This is a genomic window from Segeticoccus rhizosphaerae, assembly GCF_009192725.1.
GTDB classification, from domain to species: Bacteria; Actinomycetota; Actinomycetes; order Actinomycetales; family Dermatophilaceae; genus Segeticoccus; species Segeticoccus rhizosphaerae.
Genome location: NZ_VOHR01000008.1, coordinates 13,671 through 36,557 on the forward strand (window position 1 = coordinate 13,671; position 22,887 = coordinate 36,557).

22 protein-coding genes are annotated in these 22,887 nt (G+C 67.4%); 7 read left to right on the forward strand and 15 right to left on the reverse strand.

Going from position 1 to position 22,887, the window contains the following annotated elements; all coding sequences use genetic code 11:
• Window position 1 precedes the first annotated feature (1 nt).
• The 12 genes from FRW57_RS01625 to mtrA all read right to left on the reverse strand — a co-directional run bounded on the left by FRW57_RS01625 (window position 2) and on the right by mtrA (window position 12,525).
• Window positions 2-1,990: a VWA domain-containing protein gene (locus FRW57_RS01625; RefSeq protein ID WP_137122232.1), complete on the reverse strand. Its 1,989-nt coding sequence runs from the start codon at window positions 1,988-1,990 to the stop codon at window positions 2-4.
• Window positions 1,987-3,375 carry a TadA family conjugal transfer-associated ATPase gene (locus FRW57_RS01630; RefSeq protein WP_137122231.1) on the reverse strand — a complete coding sequence of 463 codons (1,389 nt, stop codon included), beginning with the start codon at window positions 3,373-3,375 and terminating at the stop codon, window positions 1,987-1,989. Before FRW57_RS01630 ends, FRW57_RS01625 begins: the two co-directional genes overlap by 4 nt.
• A complete protein-coding gene (locus tag FRW57_RS01635; protein WP_137122230.1) occupies window positions 3,372-4,583 on the reverse strand; it encodes a CpaE/TadZ family protein in 1,212 nt (403 codons plus the stop codon). The genes FRW57_RS01630 and FRW57_RS01635 overlap by 4 nt, the downstream gene beginning before the upstream one ends.
• Before the next feature lie 7 nt (window positions 4,584-4,590).
• Window positions 4,591-5,409, reverse strand: a complete 819-nt coding sequence (cpaB, locus tag FRW57_RS01640) for a Flp pilus assembly protein CpaB (RefSeq protein ID WP_137122229.1) — start codon at window positions 5,407-5,409, stop codon at window positions 4,591-4,593.
• Between the two features lie 9 nt (window positions 5,410-5,418).
• On the reverse strand, window positions 5,419-6,546 hold the full coding sequence (locus tag FRW57_RS01645; protein ID WP_137122228.1) for a pilus assembly protein TadG-related protein: 1,128 nt from the start codon (window positions 6,544-6,546) through the stop codon (window positions 5,419-5,421).
• Window positions 6,543-6,935 (reverse strand): TadE/TadG family type IV pilus assembly protein, encoded by a 393-nt coding sequence (locus FRW57_RS01650; protein ID WP_137122227.1) that lies wholly within the window; start codon window positions 6,933-6,935, stop codon window positions 6,543-6,545. The genes FRW57_RS01645 and FRW57_RS01650 overlap by 4 nt, the downstream gene beginning before the upstream one ends.
• A 102-nt stretch (window positions 6,936-7,037) precedes the next feature.
• Window positions 7,038-7,199 carry a Flp family type IVb pilin gene (locus FRW57_RS24720; RefSeq protein WP_137122226.1) on the reverse strand — a complete coding sequence of 54 codons (162 nt, stop codon included), beginning with the start codon at window positions 7,197-7,199 and terminating at the stop codon, window positions 7,038-7,040.
• Window positions 7,196-7,387 (reverse strand): Flp family type IVb pilin, encoded by a 192-nt coding sequence (locus FRW57_RS01660; RefSeq protein ID WP_137122225.1) that lies wholly within the window; start codon window positions 7,385-7,387, stop codon window positions 7,196-7,198. Before FRW57_RS01660 ends, FRW57_RS24720 begins: the two co-directional genes overlap by 4 nt.
• Before the next feature lie 138 nt (window positions 7,388-7,525).
• Window positions 7,526-8,320, reverse strand: coding sequence for a ComF family protein (locus FRW57_RS24965; protein WP_137122224.1), 795 nt, complete (start codon window positions 8,318-8,320; stop codon window positions 7,526-7,528).
• Window positions 8,321-8,412: 92 nt separating this feature from the next.
• A complete protein-coding gene (locus FRW57_RS01670; RefSeq protein WP_137122223.1) occupies window positions 8,413-10,170 on the reverse strand; it encodes an LpqB family beta-propeller domain-containing protein in 1,758 nt (585 codons plus the stop codon).
• Entirely contained in the window at window positions 10,167-11,843 is a 1,677-nt protein-coding gene (mtrB, locus tag FRW57_RS01675) for an MtrAB system histidine kinase MtrB (RefSeq protein WP_137122222.1), read from the reverse strand. Before mtrB ends, FRW57_RS01670 begins: the two co-directional genes overlap by 4 nt.
• Before the next feature lie 4 nt (window positions 11,844-11,847).
• Window positions 11,848-12,525 carry an MtrAB system response regulator MtrA gene (gene mtrA, locus FRW57_RS01680; RefSeq protein WP_137122221.1) on the reverse strand — a complete coding sequence of 226 codons (678 nt, stop codon included), beginning with the start codon at window positions 12,523-12,525 and terminating at the stop codon, window positions 11,848-11,850.
• Between the two features lie 209 nt (window positions 12,526-12,734).
• Between mtrA and FRW57_RS01685 the strand changes: the two genes are divergently transcribed.
• The 3 genes from FRW57_RS01685 (at window position 12,735) to FRW57_RS01695 (ending at window position 15,174) form a co-directional block, all read left to right on the forward strand.
• Window positions 12,735-14,174, forward strand: coding sequence for a hypothetical protein (locus FRW57_RS01685; protein WP_137122220.1), 1,440 nt, complete (start codon window positions 12,735-12,737; stop codon window positions 14,172-14,174).
• 122 nt (window positions 14,175-14,296) lie between these two features.
• Window positions 14,297-14,725 (forward strand): VOC family protein, encoded by a 429-nt coding sequence (locus tag FRW57_RS01690; protein ID WP_202911582.1) that lies wholly within the window; start codon window positions 14,297-14,299, stop codon window positions 14,723-14,725.
• Between the two features lie 113 nt (window positions 14,726-14,838).
• Window positions 14,839-15,174 (forward strand): YnfA family protein, encoded by a 336-nt coding sequence (locus FRW57_RS01695; protein ID WP_152185121.1) that lies wholly within the window; start codon window positions 14,839-14,841, stop codon window positions 15,172-15,174.
• Between the two features lie 177 nt (window positions 15,175-15,351).
• Here FRW57_RS01695 and ahcY read toward each other — a convergent pair whose 3' ends face one another.
• On the reverse strand, window positions 15,352-16,800 hold the full coding sequence (ahcY, locus tag FRW57_RS01700) for an adenosylhomocysteinase (protein WP_152185122.1): 1,449 nt from the start codon (window positions 16,798-16,800) through the stop codon (window positions 15,352-15,354).
• Window positions 16,801-17,247: 447 nt separating this feature from the next.
• Here ahcY and FRW57_RS01705 point away from each other — a divergent pair, with 447 nt between their 5' ends.
• Complete coding sequence (locus FRW57_RS01705) at window positions 17,248-17,769, forward strand: hypothetical protein (RefSeq protein WP_152185123.1); 522 nt, start codon at window positions 17,248-17,250, stop codon at window positions 17,767-17,769.
• On the opposite strand, the gene FRW57_RS01710 is transcribed toward FRW57_RS01705, so the two are convergent.
• On the reverse strand, window positions 17,744-18,475 hold the full coding sequence (locus tag FRW57_RS01710; RefSeq protein ID WP_152185124.1) for an HAD family hydrolase: 732 nt from the start codon (window positions 18,473-18,475) through the stop codon (window positions 17,744-17,746). The genes FRW57_RS01705 and FRW57_RS01710 overlap by 26 nt on opposite strands.
• A gap of 4 nt (window positions 18,476-18,479) precedes the next feature.
• Window positions 18,480-19,445 carry a cation diffusion facilitator family transporter gene (locus FRW57_RS01715; protein WP_152185125.1) on the reverse strand — a complete coding sequence of 322 codons (966 nt, stop codon included), beginning with the start codon at window positions 19,443-19,445 and terminating at the stop codon, window positions 18,480-18,482.
• A gap of 131 nt (window positions 19,446-19,576) precedes the next feature.
• On the opposite strand from FRW57_RS01715, the gene FRW57_RS01720 reads away from it, so the two are divergent.
• The 3 genes from FRW57_RS01720 to FRW57_RS01730 form a co-directional block, all read left to right on the forward strand.
• Window positions 19,577-20,359: an alpha/beta fold hydrolase gene (locus FRW57_RS01720; RefSeq protein WP_152185126.1), complete on the forward strand. Its 783-nt coding sequence runs from the start codon at window positions 19,577-19,579 to the stop codon at window positions 20,357-20,359.
• A 69-nt stretch (window positions 20,360-20,428) separates the two neighbouring features.
• Window positions 20,429-21,097 carry a 4a-hydroxytetrahydrobiopterin dehydratase gene (locus FRW57_RS01725; RefSeq protein ID WP_238999251.1) on the forward strand — a complete coding sequence of 223 codons (669 nt, stop codon included), beginning with the start codon at window positions 20,429-20,431 and terminating at the stop codon, window positions 21,095-21,097.
• A 254-nt stretch (window positions 21,098-21,351) separates the two neighbouring features.
• On the forward strand, window positions 21,352-22,887 hold a 1,536-nt coding region (locus tag FRW57_RS01730), incomplete at its 3' end, for an HNH endonuclease signature motif containing protein (protein ID WP_152185128.1).

Genomic DNA, 22,887 nt, shown 5'->3' on the forward strand with positions numbered 1-22,887 from the left:
CTCAGACCTCCACCTTGACGACACGGCTCATCCAGAACATGCCAAACAGAAGAGACACGGTCCCGCCAGTGACCATCAACAAGCCCATACCCGTGGTCCACAAGAGCGAGATGTAGTCGCGGTTGACGAGAAGCATGTACAGGAGCAGACCAATGGGTAGCGCGACCAAGATGTATGCGGACAACCGTCCATCCGCCGACAACGCCCGGATCTGGCGGACGAGCGACTCCCGCTCTCGAATCGTCCCGGCCGTGGTGCGCAAGGTCTCGGCGAGGTTGCCACCCACCTGACGTTGGATCCGGATCGCCATCGTGGTCCATTCCAGGTTAGTGCTTCCCATCCGACTTGCCATCCGCTCGAGACTGTCCTCGAGGTCAGCTCCGATGCGAGTCTCTGCCAGAGCTCTTGAAAATTCCTTGGCGGACGGCTCAGCCGCGTCACGCGTCACGGCGTCGACCGCCTGCGCCAACGAGAATCCTGTCGACAAGCTACTGGCGATTAGCGTCAATACATCTGGCAGTTGGGTATCAAACTTGCTCGCCCGCCGTGCCGCCTTGAAACGTAGAAAGAACAGCGATGCCCCAAGCCCGACGACGATCGAGACCACAAGAGCAACCAAGCTGCCGATAATCGAACTCCGCAAACCGAGCCAAGCCACCGTAAAGGTCACAATCACGGCAACGACCCGCAGCACGTACCACTCGCCCACCCGCAATGGCAGGTCGGCCCGTTCGAGCAGAACGGCCGTCTTGGCGCTGGAATCATGCCGCTTTGCCCAAGCGTCACTCACCCTGAGCACGCCGGCCGCGATGCCGCTAGTGCCAGACTTAGTTGCCTTGGTCTTCGCGTTGGCAACTGTGCCGACGTACTCGTCAAGAGATCGGATCCGGCGACGCGCTTCTGGGGTGAAGGCGGACCCGGTGGCGAGCAGCGACACTATCAAGAGACCGGCGAACACTGCACCAACTGCAACCCAGATCCACCCGGCCGACAGCCAGGGCGTTGCAGCCACCTTGGGTGCTGGGACGGCGGGTGCGACTTCAGCGACACTGGGCCGTGGGGCCGGCGATGTTACGGACGATGGGACCCTCGTCGACGGTGAGACGTGCGTTGCCACGCCTGCCGCGATGGGCGCACCATTGGCGCGGCCAGTGATGCGCAGTGCTTGGTTGCCAGAGACCCCAGGAGGCACCGTGACCTTCACTCGGACCTGCCCTGCGAGGGCCTTTGCGGCAGACGCGAAAGCCGCCCTGAGCGCTTTAGGGTCATCAGCCTGCACCAGGTGCCCCTGCGTGCCCTTGACGATAGTCCGGAGAGCCGCAAACTGGCTCTCGACGGTATGGAAGGCGACTGCCTCGGTCCGGATGCCATGGCTGGTGAGGACCTTGAGAGTCAACTTGGGGTTGGACTTGCTGACGGTGTCTCCGCCGTCGCTGAGCACGATGATTGTGCGACTTCCGTCTGGGCCCAGAGCCTTCGCGGCCCGCTGGAGGCCATCGTAGAGCGCCGTCTCGCCCTTTGCCTGCAGCGCGGGGAGAGCCTCAAGTACTGCACGCCGGTCGGTAGTGGGGCCAACGAGGACCTCGGGCTTATCAGCAAACGTCGCCAGCCCGACCCTAAGGTCGGAGGGGGCTTGCTTGAGGAAGGTCCGAGCTGCCTCTATGGCTGCGGCGATCCCGTCGCGCCCCATCGATCCACTGGTGTCGATCAGCAACACAGTCGAACGCCGCTCGTGCTGCACGCCCTCAACCGACACTGTTGCCTGCTTCCCTCCCACTGTCGCTCTGATGCTTCGAGGGTCGATGACAACCGTGTCCTCCCCTGCGGGCACCGTCAACATTGCGGTGATGTGGCCTTCGTCCCCCTTGACGTCGCTCAGCGAAACGGGTTTGGGGGTAGTGGCACCATGGGCTGCCGGCGCGACCGTCAGGCACAACAACATGGTCAGAAGGCACAGGGCCAGGGCCCGCGCGCGTTGTTGGACACTCACGCCGGCTCCCGCAAGTCGCCTACGGCAAAAGCGCCGGCCGGCAATTGGATCCCAGCGTCGCTGAGTGCTTGAGCAAATTTCGGTCGGAGACCGGTGGACCGCAGCGAACCTCGTACGCGGCCCTGATCGTCCCGACCGGGAGAAAAGTCGAAGGTGAAGAGGTCTTGCAGCGTAATCACGTCACCCTCCATACCCACCACCTCCGTGATCGCCAGAACCCGGCGCGTTCCATCCTTGAGCCGGGTGAGCTGGACGATGAGGTCGACGGCGCTGGAGACCTGGTCACGAATGGCGCGAATCGGTAAATCAACCCCGGCCATCAAGACCATGGTTTCGAGTCGAGAAAGGCTGTCGCGTGGCGAGTTGGCGTGCACGGTGGTCAACGATCCGTCGTGGCCGGTGTTCATCGCCTGCAACATGTCGAGAGCGGCACCGTCCCGGACCTCCCCCACGACAATACGATCAGGTCGCATGCGGAGCGAGTTGCGCACGAGATCGCGAATCGCGATGCTGCCCTTGCCCTCGACGTTCGGCGGGCGCGATTCCATACGCAAGACGTGGCGTTGGCGCAATTGCAGTTCAGCGGCATCTTCGATAGTCACGATGCGCTCGTCGTCGGGAATGTAGCTGGACATGACATTGAGGAACGTCGTCTTGCCAGAGCCGGTTCCCCCAGAGATGACGATGTTGAGCCGGCCGCGCACGCAGGCATCGAGCACATCACGGGCCTGAGTCGTCATCGTGCCGAATGCGATCAGGTCGTTGTCGGTGAACGGATCAGCCGCGAACTTGCGGATGGTGAGAACGCTGCCGTCTAGGGCTATGGGAGCTATCACGGCATTCACGCGCGAGCCGTCGGGAAGCCGCGCATCGACCATAGGCTGAGCCTCGTCGATGCGTCGACCCACCCTGGCCACGATCTTGTCAATGGTTCGCCTCAGGTGGGCATCGCTGGTAAAAGATGCGGCGACGGGATGGATCTTGCCAGCGCGTTCGATGTAGATCTGGTGCGGACCGTTGACCATGATCTCGGTGATCTCGCTGTCGCGCAATAGCGGCTCCAGAGGGCCGTGGCCGAGGATCTCGTCGGCCACCTCCTGGGCTATCCGGGTGCGGTCGGCGTTGGAAAGCGGCGTGTCCTCGGCCTCGAGGACCCCTTGCAATGTTACTCGAACCCGCTGCTCCAACTCGCTGCTTGCGAGGTGTGGATCATAAAGTTGCGGTCCGAGACTCTCGATGAGTCCCTCATGGACGCTGGCCTTGACCGCAGCGTACGGATCGACTGCCACGGCCGGCTCTTGGCTGCCAGCCGTGGCCGACGAGCCCGCAGTTGGAACGACGGGCGAGCTGCGGCGTGCTTGTTCCAGGCGATCGGCGAGACTCATGCCTGGCTCCCAGCCTCGGCGCGGCGCAGGAAACGGCGTCCGTTGGCCCGGTGAGCAGCCTTGCTCACCGGCATCGGGGACTCGACCGCCATCTTTATAGCGGGACGCAGTCGCTCGCGGACCAGCGCCTTGAGTGCGAGGCTGACTGGGTTCTTCGGCTCGTGCAGCACGACGGGCACGCCGCGGTTCGTGGCGGCGGTGACGGCACGGTTGTCCGGGATCTCCTGAGCCAGCTCGTGATGCAAGGCGGTGGTGACATCATCAACCGAAAGCCCGACCTTCGCGTCTGCTCTGTTGAGCACGAGCAAACGGTTAGCCTTCGGGTGTCCCAGTAGGTCGAGGGTATCGAGGGCGAGCCGCAGGTTCTTGACCGCGGGAATGTCGAGCGTCGCCAACAGAACCGAGGCGTCGCAGGCGTCGAAGCTGGTCAAGACGTGCTCTGTGAAGGCTGGCGGCGTGTCAATGACAACGACGTCATAGACCTTTTTGGCAACACGAAGAACCTCGGCGACAACGGCGGCTGGGATGCGGTCTGCGTCGCCCGGGTGAGCCGGAGCACAAAGCGCGTCTAGCCCCGAGTCGTGGTGCGTGACCACGGAGGCCAAGCCCTCAGCGTCCAGGTGGCCAGCCATCGCGACGACGTCTGCGATCGAGCGCTCCGGCATCAGGCCGAGCGAGATCGCCACATCGCCGAATGCAAGATCGAGGTCGATCAGCAGCACGCGGGTGGTGCGGTCCAAAGCGAGCTCAGCAGCCATGTTGGTTGAGACCGTGGTCTTGCCGCAGCCCCCCTTGGCCGAGAAGACGGTGACGATGCGGCCCTCCGCCGCCTCAGATCCCCCTGCCAGCCCGGCCAGCCTTGTCGAGAGTTGCTGGCTGCGAGAGCAGGCCTCGGTAAGGCTACTAAGGTCATCGGCACTCACGACCTCTCGAACACCCGCCCGCAGCGATTGGGCAAGGACACCGACGTCAAGCCTCCGACGCATCAGCACCACGCCTACTTCAGGCCGTTCGAGTCGTAGCGAGTCCGCCACGGTGAGCGCAGACGTCAGATCGATATCCGGTCCAATGACCAGCAGTATCTCGCGGCGATCATCGGCGAGACTGCGGTGTGCAGCGGGCGCAGACTCGACGACACGCATGCCGTGTCCCAGCGCCAACCGGAGGTTCTCGGCTGCCTGGTGGTCGGTTTCCCAAAGGAAGGTCATGACTGTCTCACTTTCCGAGGACGGTGTTGTCGTTGACGTCCGTCGCGGTGTCCGGCTTGGCGTCCTTGCCGAGCAGGCCGGCGTAGAGCGTGCCGGTCTGGATGCCGTGTACCAGGCGGAGGGAGTCCTTTGGAGAGACTGCCACGGTCACCAATGCCTGCAGCTCGTCATCTGGAGTCGTGCCGGCGCTTTTGTCCTTACCTTCGGTGGCGGTAGGTGCCGGAGCAGGAGCGCCTTCCCGGGTGGTGCCGACTGCGATGACTTTGACGCCGGTCAGCAGGATGCGGGTGGCGTGCAGGTACTCGGGCTTGTCCGCCAAGTGCTCTCCATTGGGCGTCAACTTGTCAGCCTTGGGGTCGTGAGCATTGAAGGTGTCGTAGATGACGATCTGAGATCCAGGCTTGAGCAGAGGCGCGATCCGCTGAGGGTCCGAGAGGCTCACCGTGATCGCCACCATGCCCTTGGGCACCAGCGGCAAGGTGACCTTCTTCGTCGCCTTGGCAGTACCGAAGCGATCGGTGAGCACGACTTCACCAATCTGTATATCGGACTCGGCGACCAATGAGCGCGTTGCTGGCTCGACGCTCGTCATCGCGCCGTCGGGCACGCCCTTGGCTACAACCTGTTCCGGCACGATGAAGGCGCCGTCGACTGCCTTGGCCAACGTGGTGCCCTCCGGCACCGCCTTCTTGGCGATGTAGACAGTGGAGACCTCTTGGCCGGCCACCGCCCGCTTGTCGGCAGACTGAGCATAAGCCACGACGGCTCCCGCTCCCACCACCGCCACGACCAGGGCGATCACGATCGCCACCACTCGACGCTTCATGTCAGTTCCTCATCCCGCCATCTGAATAACCGTGGCACCCAGGTTTGGTGTGCCGGGGGGGCCAATCACGGTGCCAGTCGGCACCAAATCCTTCAGGAAATATCCGTAGAGACAGTTTCCGCCCTTGGCCTGGCATGCTGCTTTCGCTGCAGCTGTCGGATATCCCGGGAGGTTCGCCTTAAGCTGACCCGTGACATCGACGGCCGTAATGAAGAAGGCTGCCAAACCAAGGATGTGGTAGTTGGCGTTGCTACCGTTAGCCGTGTTGTCACACAGGACCTTTAAATTCGACTGACAGTCGTACACCGGCACGTATGCAACCTGTCCGACGGTAGCTTTTATAGAGTCGCTGCAGCCGCTCGGCGGGCTTACACCGGTCGACACGCTGACCCAGCCATTGGCGTCGACCTTGCTCTGACAGTTGGGTGTTGGGGCGAGCCAGCCGAAACCACCAGGTTGGTCATGACCATTGAAGCTGCACGGCGCGTCGTTGCTACCGTTGAGTTCGATCGCGATCTCTGCCGTGGGGTAGGTGGCGCCACTTCCGGTGGCGTCACGCCATTCACACGCGGAGAGAGTAAACGGCAGAGTCGAAATGAAATTCGCCGGCGGTCCCCAGGCAGCGGCTGCACAGGCCTGGTGGAAAGTGCCGGTTGAGCTGCCGGTCAATGACTGGGCGAAGATTGAGGGAAGGAGGGTGTCGCCAACGGGAGTACGGGTGTAGACGCGGACGAAGTTGGAATCCGCTGGCAGGTTGGCGTCTGGGCAGTTCTGCAGTAGTTTCGATGCCACGGTGCCGCAAGATGGGAGGGTGTTGTTGGGATCGTGACCACAGACAGCTGGCCCACCGTCGCTCCGTGCCAGTGCGGTATTGGTGTCGCTGTTGTCGTTGGCGTCGGCGAGGTTCTTGAGGTCGGGACTTGAATCGCTAGGGCAGGCATTGGTCTTCGCGCATTGCAGCGCAGCGGCCAAGGCACCAGCGTCGGCGCCGTTTTGCAATTGACGTCGCTCGTGAGACATGGCGCCGACGTCGACCGTGAGGGCGGCCATCCCGAGCAAGGAGCCCATACCGAGCACCACGGCCACGATTAGGGCAACAGCCCCGCGCTCGCGGTCCCGGCTTGCGAAGGGCTTCATCCTTGACACCTCATCGTCGCCGTCTGGGGGTAATTGCGGTCAATGCCGGGAATCCAGCCGACCAGGATCAGACCAGTCGGGTGCCAACCGACCGTCACTTCTGCAGAGTCGTTCGGCAAGGGAGCTGCCGGGCACGCCCGAGTCACGGCAACGGTCATACTGGAAAGCCCTGGGGCAGCTGCGTGCGCTCTCGTGGAGACATCGCCCGGAAAGCCGAGCGACTCCATGCGGACTCCCTCGCGGGCCGCTTGACTGAGTTGGATTTGAGCCGTGTAGATGCGGCCGAAGTCGATGATGCCGAAGAGCAGGACAATCAGGAGTGGCAGCACGAGAGCCATCTCAACCGCGGCTGCGCCGCGGTCGTGACCTTCTCTGCGTCGGCGTCTCATGGCCGGGCTCCTGGTGGTGTGTTGAGGAATACCTGCGCTGATAACCAGCGCAAGAGCCGGTCCGGCGGCGCCCGCGAAAGAGGAACGCCGCCGGACTTCGGCCTAGAACGGTGGGACCGAGGCGAAAAGCCCTTGGACCCTGATGCCGACAACAGTCACCATTGCGATGATCATGCCAGCGATGAGGCCGGCCATGAGCGCGTACTCCACGGCCGTGGCACCACGGTCGCCGTGCCGGCTGACCGTGGAGTACCGCTGGATCACGGCAGGTTGGTGTTGACGAGGTTGAACGCGCCCAGGATCTTCTGGCCAACTGCCGCGACGACGACGATGATGATGGCCGCGATGAGCGCGACCATGATGCCGTACTCCACCGCAGTGGCGCCGCGGTCCTTCTTGTCCTGGAGGAGGTGGAAGGCGCGGGTCTGGAGCTTGACGAGTGCAGAGGTCATGTCGAATCCCCTTTCAAGGGCTTGGGTGGTGCGGCCCGGGAGGTGGTCCGCGACATCACCTAGATTGCCCGGCGCGAGGTCCACGCACCATCGGCTGTTCCGCCCCTTTGTGGCTGCCTCTTCGGACGACAATGGGGGTCATCCGAACGGATGACCCCGACGCCTCTGGGTGGCCGCCACGGTGGCCCCTACCACGTGCCCTGCGCCGGCCTCACGAAGCGCTCTGGCCGCTTCGGTCAGGGTCGCCCCCGTCGTCAACACGTCGTCGACCAGCACACACGCCGAGCCCCCCGGGCAGCCGGCCCAACGAGCCCGCACGGCCATCGCGCGGTCGAGGTTGGCGGCGCGTTCGACGCTGTCCAGCCCGGCTTGATCCGCTACCCGCCGGGTCAGCCGAAGACATCTTGCCACATATATCGACCTGTGATCGAACGGGCTTGAGCCCCTGACCTGAATTTCGCGAATCGCCTTGCCCAACAATATATTCAGCGGGACGTCGCCGCGACTACGGACCGCTTGGGGTGAAGACGGCGCCGGCACCAACCACACCGGCCGGCCCGCTTGCAACGCCGCCGCCACAACCACATCCTCCGCGAGCGCAGCCTGCAGAGCAGCCGCGAGCAGGGGCGCGAGGACGTGCACCAGATCGCGCCGGTCACCGTCCTTGAAGGCGACCAGCGCGCCTCGGAAAGGCCCGGCATACGGTCCACTCGCCCACACGGGCGGACAGCCCTGCGGCATCGGATCGGGTCGCGCCGGCCGCGGCCAGCCGGCGCTCCCGTCCCGCAGCTGAGCCTCGCACTCGTCACACCACGGACGACCGGGCGACCCGCAACCACCGCAGCTCGACGGCAGGGCTAGACCGGCCAGCTCGCCCAGGCAGCGTCGCAGCAGCCCGCGCTGGTCCCGAGGAACAAGGTCGGACGTAGCCATGCCGCCACGATGTCACTGCATCCGGAGCCCCGGGAACGAGCGAGGCGCCTCGTGGATCAAGGCCGTTCGCAGAAGAGGGGTGTGGAGGGAACTCAGGAACCCGGGACGACGATGTCGGTGCCGGGACCGTATTCGGGCCAGCTCGCACCCGCCCGGGTGAGGACCTTGTCGCGGTCGGTCACGACCAGCAGGCCCTGCGAGCCGCCCTGGCCGGTGGCCGTGATGGAGCGCGCGCCCTCGACCGGGTTGAGCGGGGTGAGCTGGCCGCCGATGTCGATGACGAAGGGACGGATCCGCTCCCTGGTGGAGGTGCGCCCCAGCACCGCCACCGACCGGTCCGACACCCAGACCACGTCGGTCACGGAGATCAAGGTGGAGCCGATCCGCTTGGGCGGGGTGAGCCCGACTGGGTTGCCATGGCGGTCACGCTTCACCGCGGTGATCGCGACCTGGTCGCGGTCGGTCTTCGGGTCGTGCAGGACGATCACGGCGCGCTGGTCGGTGCGGGACATCCGGAAGTCGATGATCTGCCGGTCGCCGAGCCACGGCACCGCCACCTCCTCCGGCAACGCATCGGCCATCGTCGTGATCGTGTTGATAACCCACAGACGGCTGCGTCCCCCTGCCTGGCCGGCGACCCAGAGGCCGTTTTGGCTGCCGAAGCTCGGCTCGGTCAGGTCGGTGGCGAAGCGGGGCACCATGTGGAAGGTCTCGCCCTCCCACCGGCCCAGGTCCTTGTGGTCACCGCCGATCGCCGCGAGCTGGTCGCCGCTGGGTGATGCCGCGAGCCCGATCCACCCGATGGGCACCTGCGGCAGCTCGGGCGCGGACTTGGGGTGCACCGGCGGCAGGTCGATCCGGGTCGCGTCCACCCGAGTGAGCTCGGTGCCGGAGCGCAGCAACGCCGGCTGGTCCACCGGCGCCGTGAGGCCATAGCCCACATCGCTCGGATCGGTGGGGCTGTGCGAGAGGCCTTGCACCTCGAGCGGCGCGTCGTCCACCCGGATGGTCAACCGGCGCACCGAGGGCGACTGGTCCAGCGTGGTCAGGAACTGCGCCCACATCATCTTGCGATGCTCGACGTCGGCGTCTCGCGCGCGCGCGTTGAGGTCGAGGGTGGCCGTGCCGTCCTCGATGGCCACGGCGTCGACGGCCATCGACGCGCCGGACGGCACGCCGGTCTCGACCGCACCCCGCAGGTAGGCCGGCACCGGCTCGAGCTGCGCGCGCGCCAGGCTCGTGGCAAGGCCGGGTCCGGTGGGGAACCACCGCACATCCGGGACCATCGCGCGGGTCTTCGGGTCGATGTAGTTGACGCCGAACGCCTGGTAGAGCCGCTCGAAGTCGAGCGCGCTCACCCACAGCCCGAAGCCTTTCGGCAGGGCAGAGATGCGCCACTGGCCTTCGACCTTCTGGAGGGTGAACCTCGCCGAGCGGTGCGCGCTGGCGGACAGGTCGGTGTAGTAGCCCTGTGAGTTGACCGTCGCCACAGCCTTCACCCCTACCGTCACGTGGTCGGGCGGCTGGTGCTTCACGGTGAAGTTGGTCTCGCCGGTGTGGACGACGACCTTGCGCTCGGGCACCCACTTCTCCGCGAGGCGGGCGGTGAGAAACTGCCGCGCCACCTCGTGGTCGTTCTCGAAGCCAGCACCCGCGCGGAGGAAGCCCCTGACGATGTCGTTCTGCGAGGCGCCGGCACGGGGTCCGTCGTAGTCGATGCGGAACGGTTCCCCCGGCCCGGGGCCGAGGGCCAGACCAGGCTTGACCTCGCTCTCGGAGGGCAGGCCAGCGCAGGCCGTGAGCGTCATCAACAGCGCGAGCACGGCCGCCAGCAGGGTCCGCCGTCTCACGACGTCGACCGATCCATCGGCAGCGGGGATTGGCCGATCGGCACACCGGGCTTGGTCGGCAGGGTCAGCCGGAAGCACGAGCCCTCACCCGGCTCGCCCCACGCCTGCAGCCAGCCCTGATGCAGTCGGGCGTCCTCGAGGGAAATCGAGAGTCCGAGACCGGTGCCACCCGTGGTCCGGGCGCGGGCGGGGTCGGCACGCCAGAAGCGGTTGAAGACCAGGCCGGCCTCACCCGGTCGCAACCCCACTCCTCGGTCGCGCACCATGACTGCGGCTGCGGTCCCGTTGACCCCCACGGTGACCGTCACGGGCCGACCTTCTCCGTGCTCGATCGCGTTGACCACGAGGTTGCGCAGGATGCGCTCGATCCGCCGGGAGTCGACCTGCGCCATACATGGTTGTTGGGGAGCCACAATCTGCAGCTCGCTGCCACGCCGGGCGGCGAGGTGCTGCGCGGCCTCGACAGTCCGCGCCACCGAGTCGCGCAGGTCGGTGTCCTCGAGGTCCAGGGCTGCCGCTCCGGCGTCGAACCGGCTGATCTCGAGCAGGTCGGCCAGCAGGGCCTCAAAACGGTCCAGCTCGTCGTGCAGCAGCTCGGCCGAGCGGGACACCGACGGCTCGAAGTCGGCTCGTGCCGCGTGGAGCAGGTCGACGGCCATCCGGATCGTCGTCAGCGGGGTGCGCAGCTCGTGCGACACGTCGGAAACGAAGCGCTGCTGCACCGCGGAGAGGTCCTTGAGCTGGCGGATCTGCGACTGGAGGCTGTCGGCCATCGCGTTGAACGAGGTCGCCAGCCGGGCCAGGTCGTCCTCCCCCCGCACCTTCATCCGTTCGTCGAGCGCGCCGGAGGTCAGCCGCTCGGAGACGTGGGCGGCGCGGCGGACCGGCTCGACTGCGAGCCGAGTGACCATCCAGGCCACCGCGCCGACCAGCAGGATCAGCGCGACGCCACCGAGGTTGAAGGTGCGCTGGACCACGGCGAGGGTGGCCTCTTCGCTCTCCATGGGGAACACGAAATACAGGTCGTAGTCCCCGGCGGTCGGGATGTCGACGCGTGACCCGACCAGCACGGCGGGGACCATCCGGTTCTGCTGGTCCTTCACGGTGATGATCTTGACCGCTTGGTGGGTGCTGTTCCTGGCGAGCTGGTTGCGCGCGTCCTGCGGGATGCTGGGCAGCCCGATGTTGCCGCTGCCGCCGGAGATCACGGTCGGCACGATGACATTGCGCTGGTTGGTGATCGCGCGGGTGAGGATGACCTCGCGCGAGTTGTCCTCGCCCGGGGAGGCGCTGGACTGCACGATGTCACCGGCCAGGCTCTTGAGGCTGTCACGGTCGGTGCGATCCGCTCCGGTGAACTTGGCCTGTGCGGAGCGGGTCTGCTGCGCCGCCTCCTGCTGGGCGGAAGAGATCCGCGCCTGCACGAGGCCGTCGGCGATCCGCTGGTAGAGATAGGAGCCGAGCAACAGCGCCATGACCGTGCCCAGGAGCATGGTCAGCAGGACCACCCGCAGCTGCAGCGACGAGCGCCAGAGCCGGGTGAGCCAGTGCAAGAAGGCGAGTGCTCCTCGCCGTAGCGCCGCGAGGAGCCGCTCGAGGTCCTGGACTATCGGAGCCTTGGGGTCCTTGCGCTGCGTCGTCTCAGCCTCCGCGGGCGGGCTGATCTGGACCATCGCCCTAGGCCGGGCCCGCCCTGTAGCCGACGCCACGCACGGTCACGACGATCTCGGGGTGCTCGGGGTCGCGCTCGATCTTGGAGCGCAGCCGCTGCACGTGCACGTTGACCAGCCGGGTGTCGCCGGCGTGGCGGTAGCCCCACACCTGCTCGAGCAGGATCTCCCGGGTGAAGACCTGCCACGGCTTGCGCGCCAGCGCCACCAGCAGGTCGAACTCGAGGGGGGTGAGCGAGAGCGGCTTGCCGTCGCGCTTGACGGAGTGTCCGGCCACGTCGATGACCAGGTCGCCGACCTCCAGCCGCTCGGGCTCGGGCTCGTCGGTGCGCCGCAGACGCGCCCGCACCCGCGCAATGAGCTCCTGCGGCTTGAACGGCTTGAGTACGTAGTCGTCGGCACCGGCCTCCAGGCCCACCACGACGTCCACCGTGTCGGTGCGGGCGGTGAGCATCACGATCGGGACACCGGACTCGGCCCGCAGACGCCGGCAGACCTCGATCCCGTCGAGGCCGGGCAGCATGACGTCGAGCAGCACGAGATCGGGCTTGGCCTCGTGGAACGCCTCCACCGCAGTGCCCCCCTCTGCGCAGTGCGTCACCTCGAGGCCCTCGTTGCGCAGCACGATGCCCAGCATCTCTGCCAGTGCGAGGTCGTCGTCGACGACGAGCACGCTTCCCTTCACGGCACAGTCCTTCCCTCGCCGGTGTGGAGGCCATCGTCGCATCATCTTCCCCCACAGACACACACCGACGCCCGCAAGGAGATCCCAACCCGTGATCGCTAGGTCCTAGGCGTGGGTCGCGATGGCCTCGGCAGCGAAAGCACGAGACTGGAGAAATTCACCCGAACAGCCGATGGCGAAACCGCTCGGGTCGTCTCGATAGTGGGCCCATGACTGTCGACCTGCACGAGGTGGCCACGCGGCGTCTCGGTTCGACACAGACCGGTGGACGGCCCCTTCCCGCGTGGATCCCGCTGCCGGCACTCGCCTTGATACTGGTGTCCGTTGTTGTTCTGGGGCGACAGCCCCTGAGCGACCCTGACACCTGGTGGCACCTGCGCGCCGGAAACTACCTGCTGCAGAGTGGCCACTTCACCGGCCCGGAGCCCTGGAGTAGCTTTTCATCCCGCCTCTGGGTATTGCACGAGTGGTTACCCGAAGTGGTGATGAGCCGGTTCGCGGCCACCTTCGGCCTTGCCGGCGTCTCATGGGTCTTTTGTCTGGGTCTGGTACTCGTCACCGTGAGCCTCTTCGTGGCTGCCAGGCGAGAGGCGGGCCCACTCGCTGCAACCGCTGCCACCGCCATAGGCCTCATAGGCATGAGCGCTAGTCTTTCGCCTCGACCACAGATCGTCTCCTTCGCCCTGCTGACCCTCTACACCGCGGCATGGCTCGCGACGGCGCGAGACCTGCGCCCACGGTGGTGGATGGTCCCAGTGACATGGCTTTGGGCTAGCTCACACGGGATGTGGTTCACGGGAGTCCTGGTCGGTACGGCGGTGATCGTCGGCCTTGCCCTGGAGCATCGTGTCAACGTTCGACAGGCGTTTCGTCTTGCCCTGGTGCCAGTGGGATGCATGGTCGCGGCAGCCTTGACTCCCGTGGGCCCGCAGCTGCTGATCTCTCCGTTGTCTGTCCGCGGTTACGCCCAGTTCGTCGCGGAGTGGGTCGCGCCGGTCATCACAGACCCTGCCCCAATGGCCACACTGACCATGGCGCTGGTCGTGGCAATAACTTGGGTACGTTCGGCGCGCCCAACTCCTTGGCATCAGATCGCCGTCCTGGTCGTTGCCCTGGGATGGACGCTGCTATACGGACGCACCGTTGCTGTCGGCGCCGCAATGACCGCACCACTCTTTGCCGGCTGTCTGCAAGTCCTGCTCAAGCAGTCCCGACCCCATTTCGCCAGAGCGGAGAGGATCTTTGTCTTCGGTGTGGCAGCACTCTGCATGGTCGTCGCGGCAATCGTTCCGGGCCCGAGCGCGCCTTCGGCAGCCGCATTCCCCAGCGCGCTAAACGGCAAACTCTCACAGCTCCCATCAGGCACCGTGATGCTGGACGCGTACTTCCTCGGCGGTTGGCTGCTCTGGCAGCACCCAAATCTCGACCTCGTGATTGACGGGCGGACTGAGGTCTATGCGGTTTCGTATGTTGAGGACTACATGGGCGCACTGCGTGCCGACCGTGGGTGGGACGAGTTCGTACGGTCGTCGGGCGCAAAGGTGGCGCTGGTGGAGACCGGCTCACCGCTCGCAACCGCGCTTCAACAGCGGTTGTCCTGGCGGTCGGACGGTTCGGATGCGGGCTACACCCTGCTCCGAGCGCCTTGAACCGACGTCAGGTGAGTCAGGATGTCGGTCCGGGTGCTGTCCGGGCGATTGACCTCAAGTCCACCTGAGGCTGCAGTCTTAGTCTCATGGACGGCCTACCCGCATCGTCGACGCTCCGCATCGTGCGGCCCACGAAGGACCTGGACACGACCGAGACCTTCTGGGTCGAAGGCGTGGGCCTCGAGGCGCTGTGGCGCAACGACCACCCGCACGCCGGCGAACACGCACTCCTCATGGTCGGTGTCGCCGGTGCGGTATGGCACTTGGAGATCGTCGACGATCCTGCGGCGGCGGCTGAGAGTCGCCCGAGCGCCGAGGACCTCCTCGTGCTCTACCTCGGCGAGTCTGCCGACCCGCAGTGGGTCGACAGGATCTGCGCCCACGGCGGGACGGTCGTCCCGTCCCGCAACCCCTACTGGGACCAGTGGGGCGTCACGATCAAGGATCCGGACGGGCATCTCCTGGTCCTGTCCCACCGCACCTGGGGCCCGCGCACAACAGTCACTCCCGTCCCTTCCCAGCGGGTCCGCGGAGATGGGGTCCCACGGTGACGGCTGCCCGCCGAGCAGTCGGTCCAGCGGTTCACGTTGAAGCCCGTCCTCCCGGGCGCGGCGGCGGCCCCAGGGGCAGCGGCCGGGGGGCGATGCGCTGACAGGATGGCCAGGTGGACACCCTCAGGTCGATCGCTCTCTTCATCGCCGCCGCCATCGCCGAGATCAGTGGCGCCTGGCTGGTCTGGCAGGGAGTCCGCGAACACAGGGGATGGCTCTGGATGGGCGCCGGCGTCATCGCGCTCGGCCTCTACGGCTTCGTCGCCACCTTGCAGCCGGACGCCAACTTCGGCCGGATCCTCGCTGCCTACGGCGGTGTCTTCGTCGCCGGTTCTCTCGCGTGGGGCATGGCAATCGACGGCTACCGGCCGGACCGCTACGACATCGCGGGCGCCCTCGTCTGCCTGGTCGGCGTCGCCGTCATCATGTACGCGCCGCGCACCCGCTGACGCCGGGACCGACCTCCGCAGCCCTCCCCCACCGTCGAAGGACCCTTGGCGCGAAACGGTCGCCCAGCCCGCGCCCCGTGCCAACCCGCCCCCAGACGCAGGTATGCCGTCCGCTCACCGGAGCGGACGGCATACCTGCGATTGCTCGACCGGCAGAGGAAGCCGGGCGCCTGAGGATCAGTAGCGGTAGTGCTCCGGCTTGTAGGGGCCGGCGACGTCGACGCCGAGGTAGTCGGCCTGCTGCTTGGTCAGCTCGGTGAGCCGGACGCCGAGGGCGTCGAGGTGCAGGCGGGCGACCTTCTCGTCGAGGTGCTTGGGCAGCACGTAGACCTGGTTGGAGTAGTCACCCGGCTTGGTCCACAGCTCGATCTGGGCGATCGTCTGGTTGGCAAACGAGTTGCTCATGACGAAGCTCGGGTGGCCCGTGGCGTTGCCCAGGTTGAGCAGCCGACCCTCCGACAGCACGATAATTGAATGGGAAGTGCCCGCTGAATCATCATTGAACGTCCACTCGTGCACCTGCGGCTTGATCTCGGTCTTGGTGATGCCCTTGATCTTGGCCAGCCCCGCCATGTCGAGCTCGTTGTCGAAGTGGCCGATGTTGCCGACGATGGCCTTGTCCTTCATCCGGCTCATCTGGCCGGCCGAGATGACGTTGAAGCAGCCGGTCGTGGTGACGAAGATGTCGGCGGTCTCGACGACGTCGTCGAGCTGGGCGACCTGGTAGCCCTCCATCGCCGCCTGCAGCGCGCAGATCGGGTCGATCTCGGTGATGATCACGCGGGCGCCCTGGCCGCGCAGCGACTCGGCGCAGCCCTTGCCGACGTCGCCGTAGCCGCAGATGACCGCGACCTTGCCGCCGATGAGCACGTCGGTGGCGCGGTTGAGGCCGTCGATGAGGCTGTGGCGGCAGCCGTACTTGTTGTCGAACTTCGACTTGGTGACCGAGTCGTTGACGTTGATCGCCGGGAAGAGCAGCGTGCCGGCCTTCTGCATCTCGTAGAGCCGGTGGACACCGGTCGTGGTCTCCTCGGTGACCCCCTTGATGCCCTGGGCGATCTTGGTCCACTTCTGCGGCTCGGTCTTGAGGGTCTCGCGCACGACCCCCATCACGACCTGGAACTCCTCAGGGTCCTCGTCGGTGGCGGTGGGCACGACGCCGGCCGCCTCCCACTTGACGCCGTTGTGCACGAGCATCGTGGCGTCGCCGCCGTCGTCGAGGATCATGTTGGGACCCTCGCCCCGCCAGGTGAGGATCTGGGTGGTGCACCACCAGTACTCCTCCAGCGTCTCCCCCTTCCAGGCGAAGACCGGCACACCCTGCAGGTCGTCGGGGCTGCCGTGCGGGCCGACGACGACGGCCGCGGCCGCCTCGTCCTGGGTGGAGAAGATGTTGCAGGAGGCCCAGCGGACCTCGGCACCGAGCGCAGTGAGGGTCTCGATGAGGACTGCGGTCTGCACGGTCATGTGCAGCGAGCCGGCGATGCGCGCCCCCTTGAGGGGCTGGCTGGCGGCGAACTCGTCCCGCAGGGACATCAGGCCGGGCATCTCCTGCTCGGCCAAGCGGATCTGGTTACGGCCGGCCTCGGCGAGGCTGAGGTCGCGAACCTTGTGGTCAAAGGACATAGGAAAAGTGCTCCTGGTCGTCTTACGGTCGGTTGGCAGACCCGGCGTAGCCCCTCTGGGCGCATCTTCTCGCGGGTCATCACCCACGCCGGCAACCGCCAGTCTATGCCCGTATGCCGCCCGCCCGCCGCCCGCGCGCGGCGGCCGCGCCGCTCGCCCAGCCACACGGCATACCCGCAAGTCGGGTCAGCACTCGGCAGATCGTCCTCGAGGATGATGCGGTCGCGACCTGTGGTCGATGCGCTGTGGCGCCAGCGAGGTCACAGTGAAGGTGCACCTTTCGCCACGCTGCCGGAGGAAGCCGGTAGGAATGGGACAGCGTCTGCAGGAGGACCGAGAATGACCCACACGGAGCGCCTCGTCGCGCGCGATCGATCCCGACAGGCAACCCGGAACCCTGCGGTCCCGCCGTCGGCGGTGGCGCAGAGGATCTCCGTCACTCTTGGCATGTGGGGTTTCGGTTACGCCTGCTACCGCGCCTACTACGCAGTCGGTGGCACCTTCGGCATGATCGGCGAACCACGCTCCGAGACACAGTTTCGCGTCATCAACGCCCTCGGCGCCGCGATCATCCTGCTCGCCGCGATCGTGCCGGTTGTGCTGGTGCGGGTGCGCCCGGCTCGGGCCGCCGTTCCAGTGCTCGCGTGGGTGGCCGCTGTCGGCTGCTCCATGCACGCCGTCGTCGACATCATCTTGAGGGTGCTCAGCCTGACCGGCGTTCATCCGACGCAGCTGCCGAGCAGCGTGTGGCTCTCGGTGGACCGCCGGGCCGCCGACCTCCAGGACGTGCTGCTGAACGAGCCGTGGTTCCTTGTCGAGGGCCTCCTGTGGGCGGCTCTCGGCCTGGCCTTCGTCGCGGCGCCACGCCGGCGCGCCTGGCTGTGGTCGGCCCTCGCTGCGTGCCTCGCGCTCAGCGTCGTCGGAGTCCTCAGCGGACTTGACGTCATCGGGTCCTTCCACCTCGGCTAGATCGGACAGCGACCGACACCGTGGGGACCGGCGCGTCCTGGTCGGGCATCAGGTCACGCATCTGGTCGAAGACGATCGCTCCCGCCTCGGCAAGCTCGGCGTGCGGGGTCAGGCCACCACCGAAGCCGTATGCCGTCATGCCGGCCGCCCGCGCGGCCCGCACCCCGAAGGCGCTGTCCTCGACCACCACACACCGGTGCGGCTCGACGCCGAGGCGAGTCGCGGCATACAGGAAGAGATCGGGTGCGGGCTTGCCGTGCTCCACCTCGTCTGCGCTGAAGATGCGGCCGTCGAAGAGCTCCCACAGCCCGGTGAGGCCCAGGGTCTTGCGCATCTTGGCGTGTGACCCGCTCGAGGCGACGCAGGTGAGGGTGCCGGCCGCGATCAGGGCCTCGGCGAGCTCGCGGACGCCGGGCACCGCCCGCAGGTCACTCTCGAACGACGCATGGACCTCGGCGGTGGAGCGCTCGTCGAACTCGCGGGTGCGCTCCGGCCCCAGGTGACGCTCGACCTCGGCCAGCATCGCGGCGCTGGTGGCGCCCATGAAGCGGCGGACGAGCTCCTCCTGGGTCATCGGCCAGCCCATCTCGGTGAGCATGCGGGCCTCGACGACCGCGGTGAGGCGTTCGCTGTCGACCAGGACGCCGTCACAGTCGAAGATCACCAGGTCGGCGTCGGCTGGCGCCAGGGGTGTTGGACTCGTCATGTGGTCAGGGTGCCTCGGCGCGTTCCCACGGCGCGGGCTCGGCACTGCCGCGGTCGATGTCGGGCTCGAGGTAGAGCACCAGGGTGAGGCCGGGGACGGCCGCACGGGCCCGTTGCTCGGCGTCGTTGATGGCCGAGGAGATCTCGTCGCCGTGCTCCCGGCGGCCGACCCCGAGCTTGGCCGCGACCAACAGCTCCTCGGGCCCGAGGTGCAGGGTGCGCATGTGGATCACCCGGGTGACGGCGTCCGTGGTGTCCGACTCGAGGGCGTCGCGGATCTTGCGGATGACGTCGAGACCCGCCGACTCGCCGATCAGCAGCGACTTCATCTCGACGGCGAGCGTGATCGCCACCGCCACGAGCAGGAAGCCGATGGCGGCGGTGCCGACGGCGTCCCACTTGCCGTTGCCGGTGAGCAGCGTCAGCCCAACGCCGAAGAGCGCGAAGATGAGGCCGAGCAGCGCGGCGAAGTCCTCGAGCAGGATGACCGGCAACTCAGGCGCCTTGGCGCTGCGGATGAACTTCGGCCAGGACTGCTCGCCACGGGTGTGGTTGCTCTCCTTCACGGCCGTGCGGAAGGACATGCCCTCCATGCCGATCGCGACGAGCAGCACCACGATCGGGACCCACCACCACTTGCCCTCGAGGCCGTGCGGGTCGGCCCACTTGTGCCAGGCCTCGTAGAGCGCGAACAGGCCGCCGACGCTGAACAGCACGATCGAGACGATGAACGCGTAGACGTAGCGCTCGCGCCCGAAGCCGAAGGGGTGCTCGGGCGTGGCCTTGCGCTTGCTGCGCTTGCCGCCCAGCAGCAGGAGCCCCTGGTTGCCGGAGTCGGCCACCGAGTGCACCGACTCGGCGAGCATCGAGCTGGACCCGGTCAGCAGGAACGCGATGAACTTGGTGATCGCGATGCCGGTGTTGGCCAGCAGAGCCGCGATGATCGCCTTGGTGCCGCCCTCGGTTGACATGCGGAAGAGACTAACCGCCCGCGCTGCGGAGGCGCCCGCGACGCGGCCCAAGGCGCCGGAGTCGTCGCCGCCGCAAGCTCTGAGGCTCGGGCGGACAGCACCCCTTGCGCCCGCGTGATTGGGTAGTCGCCGTGGAGACTCGAGCGGGCGAGGTCACGGTCCAGTATGTCGAGCACGGAGCCGGCCGGCCGGTGCTCGTGCTGCACGGCGCTGGGGTCGACCACCGCGAGACCGAGGCCTGCTTCGAGCCGATCCTGCGCGACGGTGCAGGGTTGCGGCGGATCTATCCGGATCTTCCCGGCATGGGTCGAACGGTCGCTCCCGATGATCTGCGCAGCGCCGAGGACGTCCTCGCCACTCTGCTCGAATTCGCCCGTGCGGTCGCCGGCGACAGCTACCTGCTCATCGGTCACTCGGCGGGTGCCTACTACGCCCAGGCGATGGCCGACAGGGTGCCGGCGCAGGTCGCCGGTCTCACGCTGGTCTGCCCGTTGCTGCCGGGCACGCGCGACGTTCCGCCACACCGCGCCGTTGTCGGAGCGGACGAGATCGGCGACGAGGGCTTCCGCAGCTACTTCGTGATCCACACGCCGGAGATGCTCGAGCGTTACGAGCGCCATGTCGCTCCCGCGGCCGCGTTGGTCGACCAGGCCGCGATGGCGCGAATCGACGAGCGGTGGGAGCTCGCCTCCCATCCTGGGCCCACCTTTGCAGGCCCCACGCTGATCGTGGCGGGGCGGCTGGACTCGAGCGTCGGCTACCGGGCCGCGGTTGACCTCGTCGACCACTACGCGCACGCCTCGCTGACCGTGCTGGACGACGGGGGGCATGCCCTGCCTCACGAACAGCCCGACCTCCTCCGCGCCCTGGTCACAGAGTGGCTCGGGCGCGTCGAACGATCGGCTCGGCGTTGAGGACGCGGTTCGTCCGAGATCTGACCTAGCGTGACGGCATACAGGCACATCCGGAGCGGAGTGATGACCATGACGCAGCAGCGGCTGACCGAGGCCCAGGTACGCGAGGCCGGCCTGGACGACTGGCGGCAGATCCTCGGGCGGCTCAAGGCACGCTTTCGGACCGGCGACTTCGCCACCGGGCTGGCCCTGGTGGACAAGATCGGGGAGGCTGCCGAGGCGGCCGACCACCACCCCGACATCACGCTGACCTACACGGACGTCATCGTGGCGCTGACGAGCCACGACGTGCAGGGCGTCACGGGACGCGATCTGCAGCTTGCGCGGCAGATCAGCGACCACGCGGCGCAGCTCGGCGTCGAGGCGGACGTGTCCGGCCTGACCCAGCTCGAGCTGGGACTGGACACCGCCGCGGGGCAACGCCTGGCACCGTTCTATGCAGCCCTGCTCGGCGGGGAGGTGGACCACGGCGAACCGGTCGACCGCAGTGGTCAGGTCCCGACCGTGTGGTGGCAGGACCCCGGCGAAACCGACGCGGAGTGGGCCCTTCCCGAGCAGTCCTTCGAGCAGCGCTGGCACTTCGACGTGTGGGTCCCCCACGACGAGGCAGAACGTCGCCTGCAGGCGGTCCTCGACGCGGGCGGCCGGCTGGTCAGCGACAAGGCAGCGCCGGCCTACTGGGTGGTCGAGGACGCCGACGGCAACCGTTCCTGCATCTGCACACCGTCCGGGCGCTGAGCCGAGCTGGAGGGCCGCCAACGCCGACCATCGGGGCCGTGGGTGCCCGGGCCGGCGTCTGCCGCGCGTCGGCCCGTTGCTCTCCGAACATCCCGTATGCCGGGTGACTGGCTCCCGTCCACGGGCTCGTCTCCGCCTGTGGACAGTGGGGCGTCTCGGGTAGGGGTTGTGGACAACTCGGTCGACGGATCCGACTGGCAGTGCTGTTGATTCGGGCTGAGTGGGTTGTCGGTGGTCACCTCTAGGGTGAAGTCATGAAGCACAGCGGACCACCGTTCCCCCGCGGGGGCGACACCGGCTCAGGCACGGGTGGTGCCTTCGGCCTCGGTGGCGGACACGGGATGCCGGAGCGTCCGCTGGATGCCTCCGACGTCGCGGCGGCGGCAGCCGCGAGCGGGTCGGGTGAGGTGGGCCCGGAGGGGCTGCCGCGGGTCGACGCGGTTGAGGTTGCTGCGGCGCGTGAGCGACTGTCGCGCACCGCGGCGGATCTGCGGACGGTCGCGGCCGGTCTGTGGTCGGTCGGGTCGGACGACCTCGCCGCCCTGATCAGCCATCTCGACGGGGTGCGCTCAGGGGTGGACATCGCCACCGTGCTGGCCACCAGGGATGCGGCACAGCGGGGCGTGGTCAGCGAGTCACAGCAGGCGTCAGAGGGGCAGTGGCTCCGTGCCCAGGCCCCGACGCTCGAGCCGGCGGAGGCGGCAGCCGTGGGACAGGTCGCGAAGGCGTGCACCCAGCAGCCGCGTCACCAACTCCTGCAGTCCCTGGTGGCATCGGGTGCGGCGACGACCAAGGCCGCCGCGACGGCGCTGCGCGAGGTCACCAAGATCTTGCCCGACCTCGACCTGGACGTCGACTACGACGAGGTGCTGGGCTGGTATCTCAGCGCGTTGATGGGTGGCGCGACCGGCGCCGACCTCCGACGACTGTCCGACCGGCTGCGCCAGCAGTACGGCTCCGCCGAGGCCAACCAGAAGGGCGAGAAGGCCCACGGCCTCAATGCCCTGGACGTCTCCACCCTCCCCGACGGGGTGCGGCGCTACCTGATCCACCTGTGCCCTGAATACGCCGCGGCCCTGGATGCCGCGCTGGCCACCCTCTCCGCGCCCCAGCCCGGTGTCGACCCCGACACCGGCGAGCAGCTCCGGGACGAGCGCACGCCCGCCCGTCGCCGCGCCGAGGCCTTGGTCGAGATCGTCAAGCGCACGGCGGCCACCGATCCGAGCACCTCGTCGACCGCGACGACCAAGCTGATCCTGACCATGTCGATGGCCGACCTCCTCTCGGGCACCGGTTCCGCCACCACCCGCGAGGGCGAGCTCCTGGATGCCGGGACGGCCAGGCGGCTCGCCTGCGACGCCGACGTGATCCCTGCGGTCCTGGGCGGTGGCGCGGAGATCCTCGACTGGGGCACCGAGAAACGCCTGTTCGACGGCCCGTTGCGGGCAGCGATCGTGGCCAGGGACCGGTGCTGCACCTTCCCTGGCTGCGGACGACCGGCGACCTGGTGCCAGGCACATCACCTGATTTACTGGATCGACGGCGGCAGGACCGCCCTGACCAACGCTGCCCTCCTGTGCCAGCGACACCATACGATCGTCCACCGGGACAAACTCGGCGCCTCCATCGTCGACCACGAGGTGGTCTGGGACACCACTCCTCGTGCGGAGCCGCCCACCTCGGACACCGGTTACCCGCCGCAGATCACGACCTGCCCCGGCCAGCGCGACGGGCGCGACGGGCGCGACGGGCGCGACGAACGCGGTGAGGGCGACCACGGGGGCGGCGGG

What these genes read in the sequence shown, in the direction of transcription:
- FRW57_RS01630 (WP_137122231.1), bottom strand. Translation starts at nt 3,375, where the DNA reads ATGAGTCTCGCCGATCGCCTGGAACAAGCACGCCGCAGCTCGCCCGTC.
- FRW57_RS01635 (WP_137122230.1), bottom strand. Translation starts at nt 4,583, where the DNA reads ATGACCTTCCTTTGGGAAACCGACCACCAGGCAGCCGAGAACCTCCGG.
- cpaB (WP_137122229.1), bottom strand. Translation starts at nt 5,409, where the DNA reads ATGAAGCGTCGAGTGGTGGCGATCGTGATCGCCCTGGTCGTGGCGGTG.
- FRW57_RS01645 (WP_137122228.1), bottom strand. Translation starts at nt 6,546, where the DNA reads ATGAAGCCCTTCGCAAGCCGGGACCGCGAGCGCGGGGCTGTTGCCCTA.
- FRW57_RS01650 (WP_137122227.1), bottom strand. Translation starts at nt 6,935, where the DNA reads ATGAGACGCCGACGCAGAGAAGGTCACGACCGCGGCGCAGCCGCGGTT.
- FRW57_RS01660 (WP_137122225.1), bottom strand. Translation starts at nt 7,387, where the DNA reads ATGACCTCTGCACTCGTCAAGCTCCAGACCCGCGCCTTCCACCTCCTC.
- FRW57_RS24965 (WP_137122224.1), bottom strand. Translation starts at nt 8,320, where the DNA reads ATGGCTACGTCCGACCTTGTTCCTCGGGACCAGCGCGGGCTGCTGCGA.
- mtrB (WP_137122222.1), bottom strand. Translation starts at nt 11,843, where the DNA reads ATGGTCCAGATCAGCCCGCCCGCGGAGGCTGAGACGACGCAGCGCAAG.
- FRW57_RS01685 (WP_137122220.1), top strand. Translation starts at nt 12,735, where the DNA reads ATGACTGTCGACCTGCACGAGGTGGCCACGCGGCGTCTCGGTTCGACA.
- ahcY (WP_152185122.1), bottom strand. Translation starts at nt 16,800, where the DNA reads ATGTCCTTTGACCACAAGGTTCGCGACCTCAGCCTCGCCGAGGCCGGC.
- FRW57_RS01705 (WP_152185123.1), top strand. Translation starts at nt 17,248, where the DNA reads ATGTGGGGTTTCGGTTACGCCTGCTACCGCGCCTACTACGCAGTCGGT.
- FRW57_RS01710 (WP_152185124.1), bottom strand. Translation starts at nt 18,475, where the DNA reads ATGACGAGTCCAACACCCCTGGCGCCAGCCGACGCCGACCTGGTGATC.
- FRW57_RS01715 (WP_152185125.1), bottom strand. Translation starts at nt 19,445, where the DNA reads ATGTCAACCGAGGGCGGCACCAAGGCGATCATCGCGGCTCTGCTGGCC.
- FRW57_RS01725 (WP_238999251.1), top strand. Translation starts at nt 20,429, where the DNA reads ATGACGCAGCAGCGGCTGACCGAGGCCCAGGTACGCGAGGCCGGCCTG.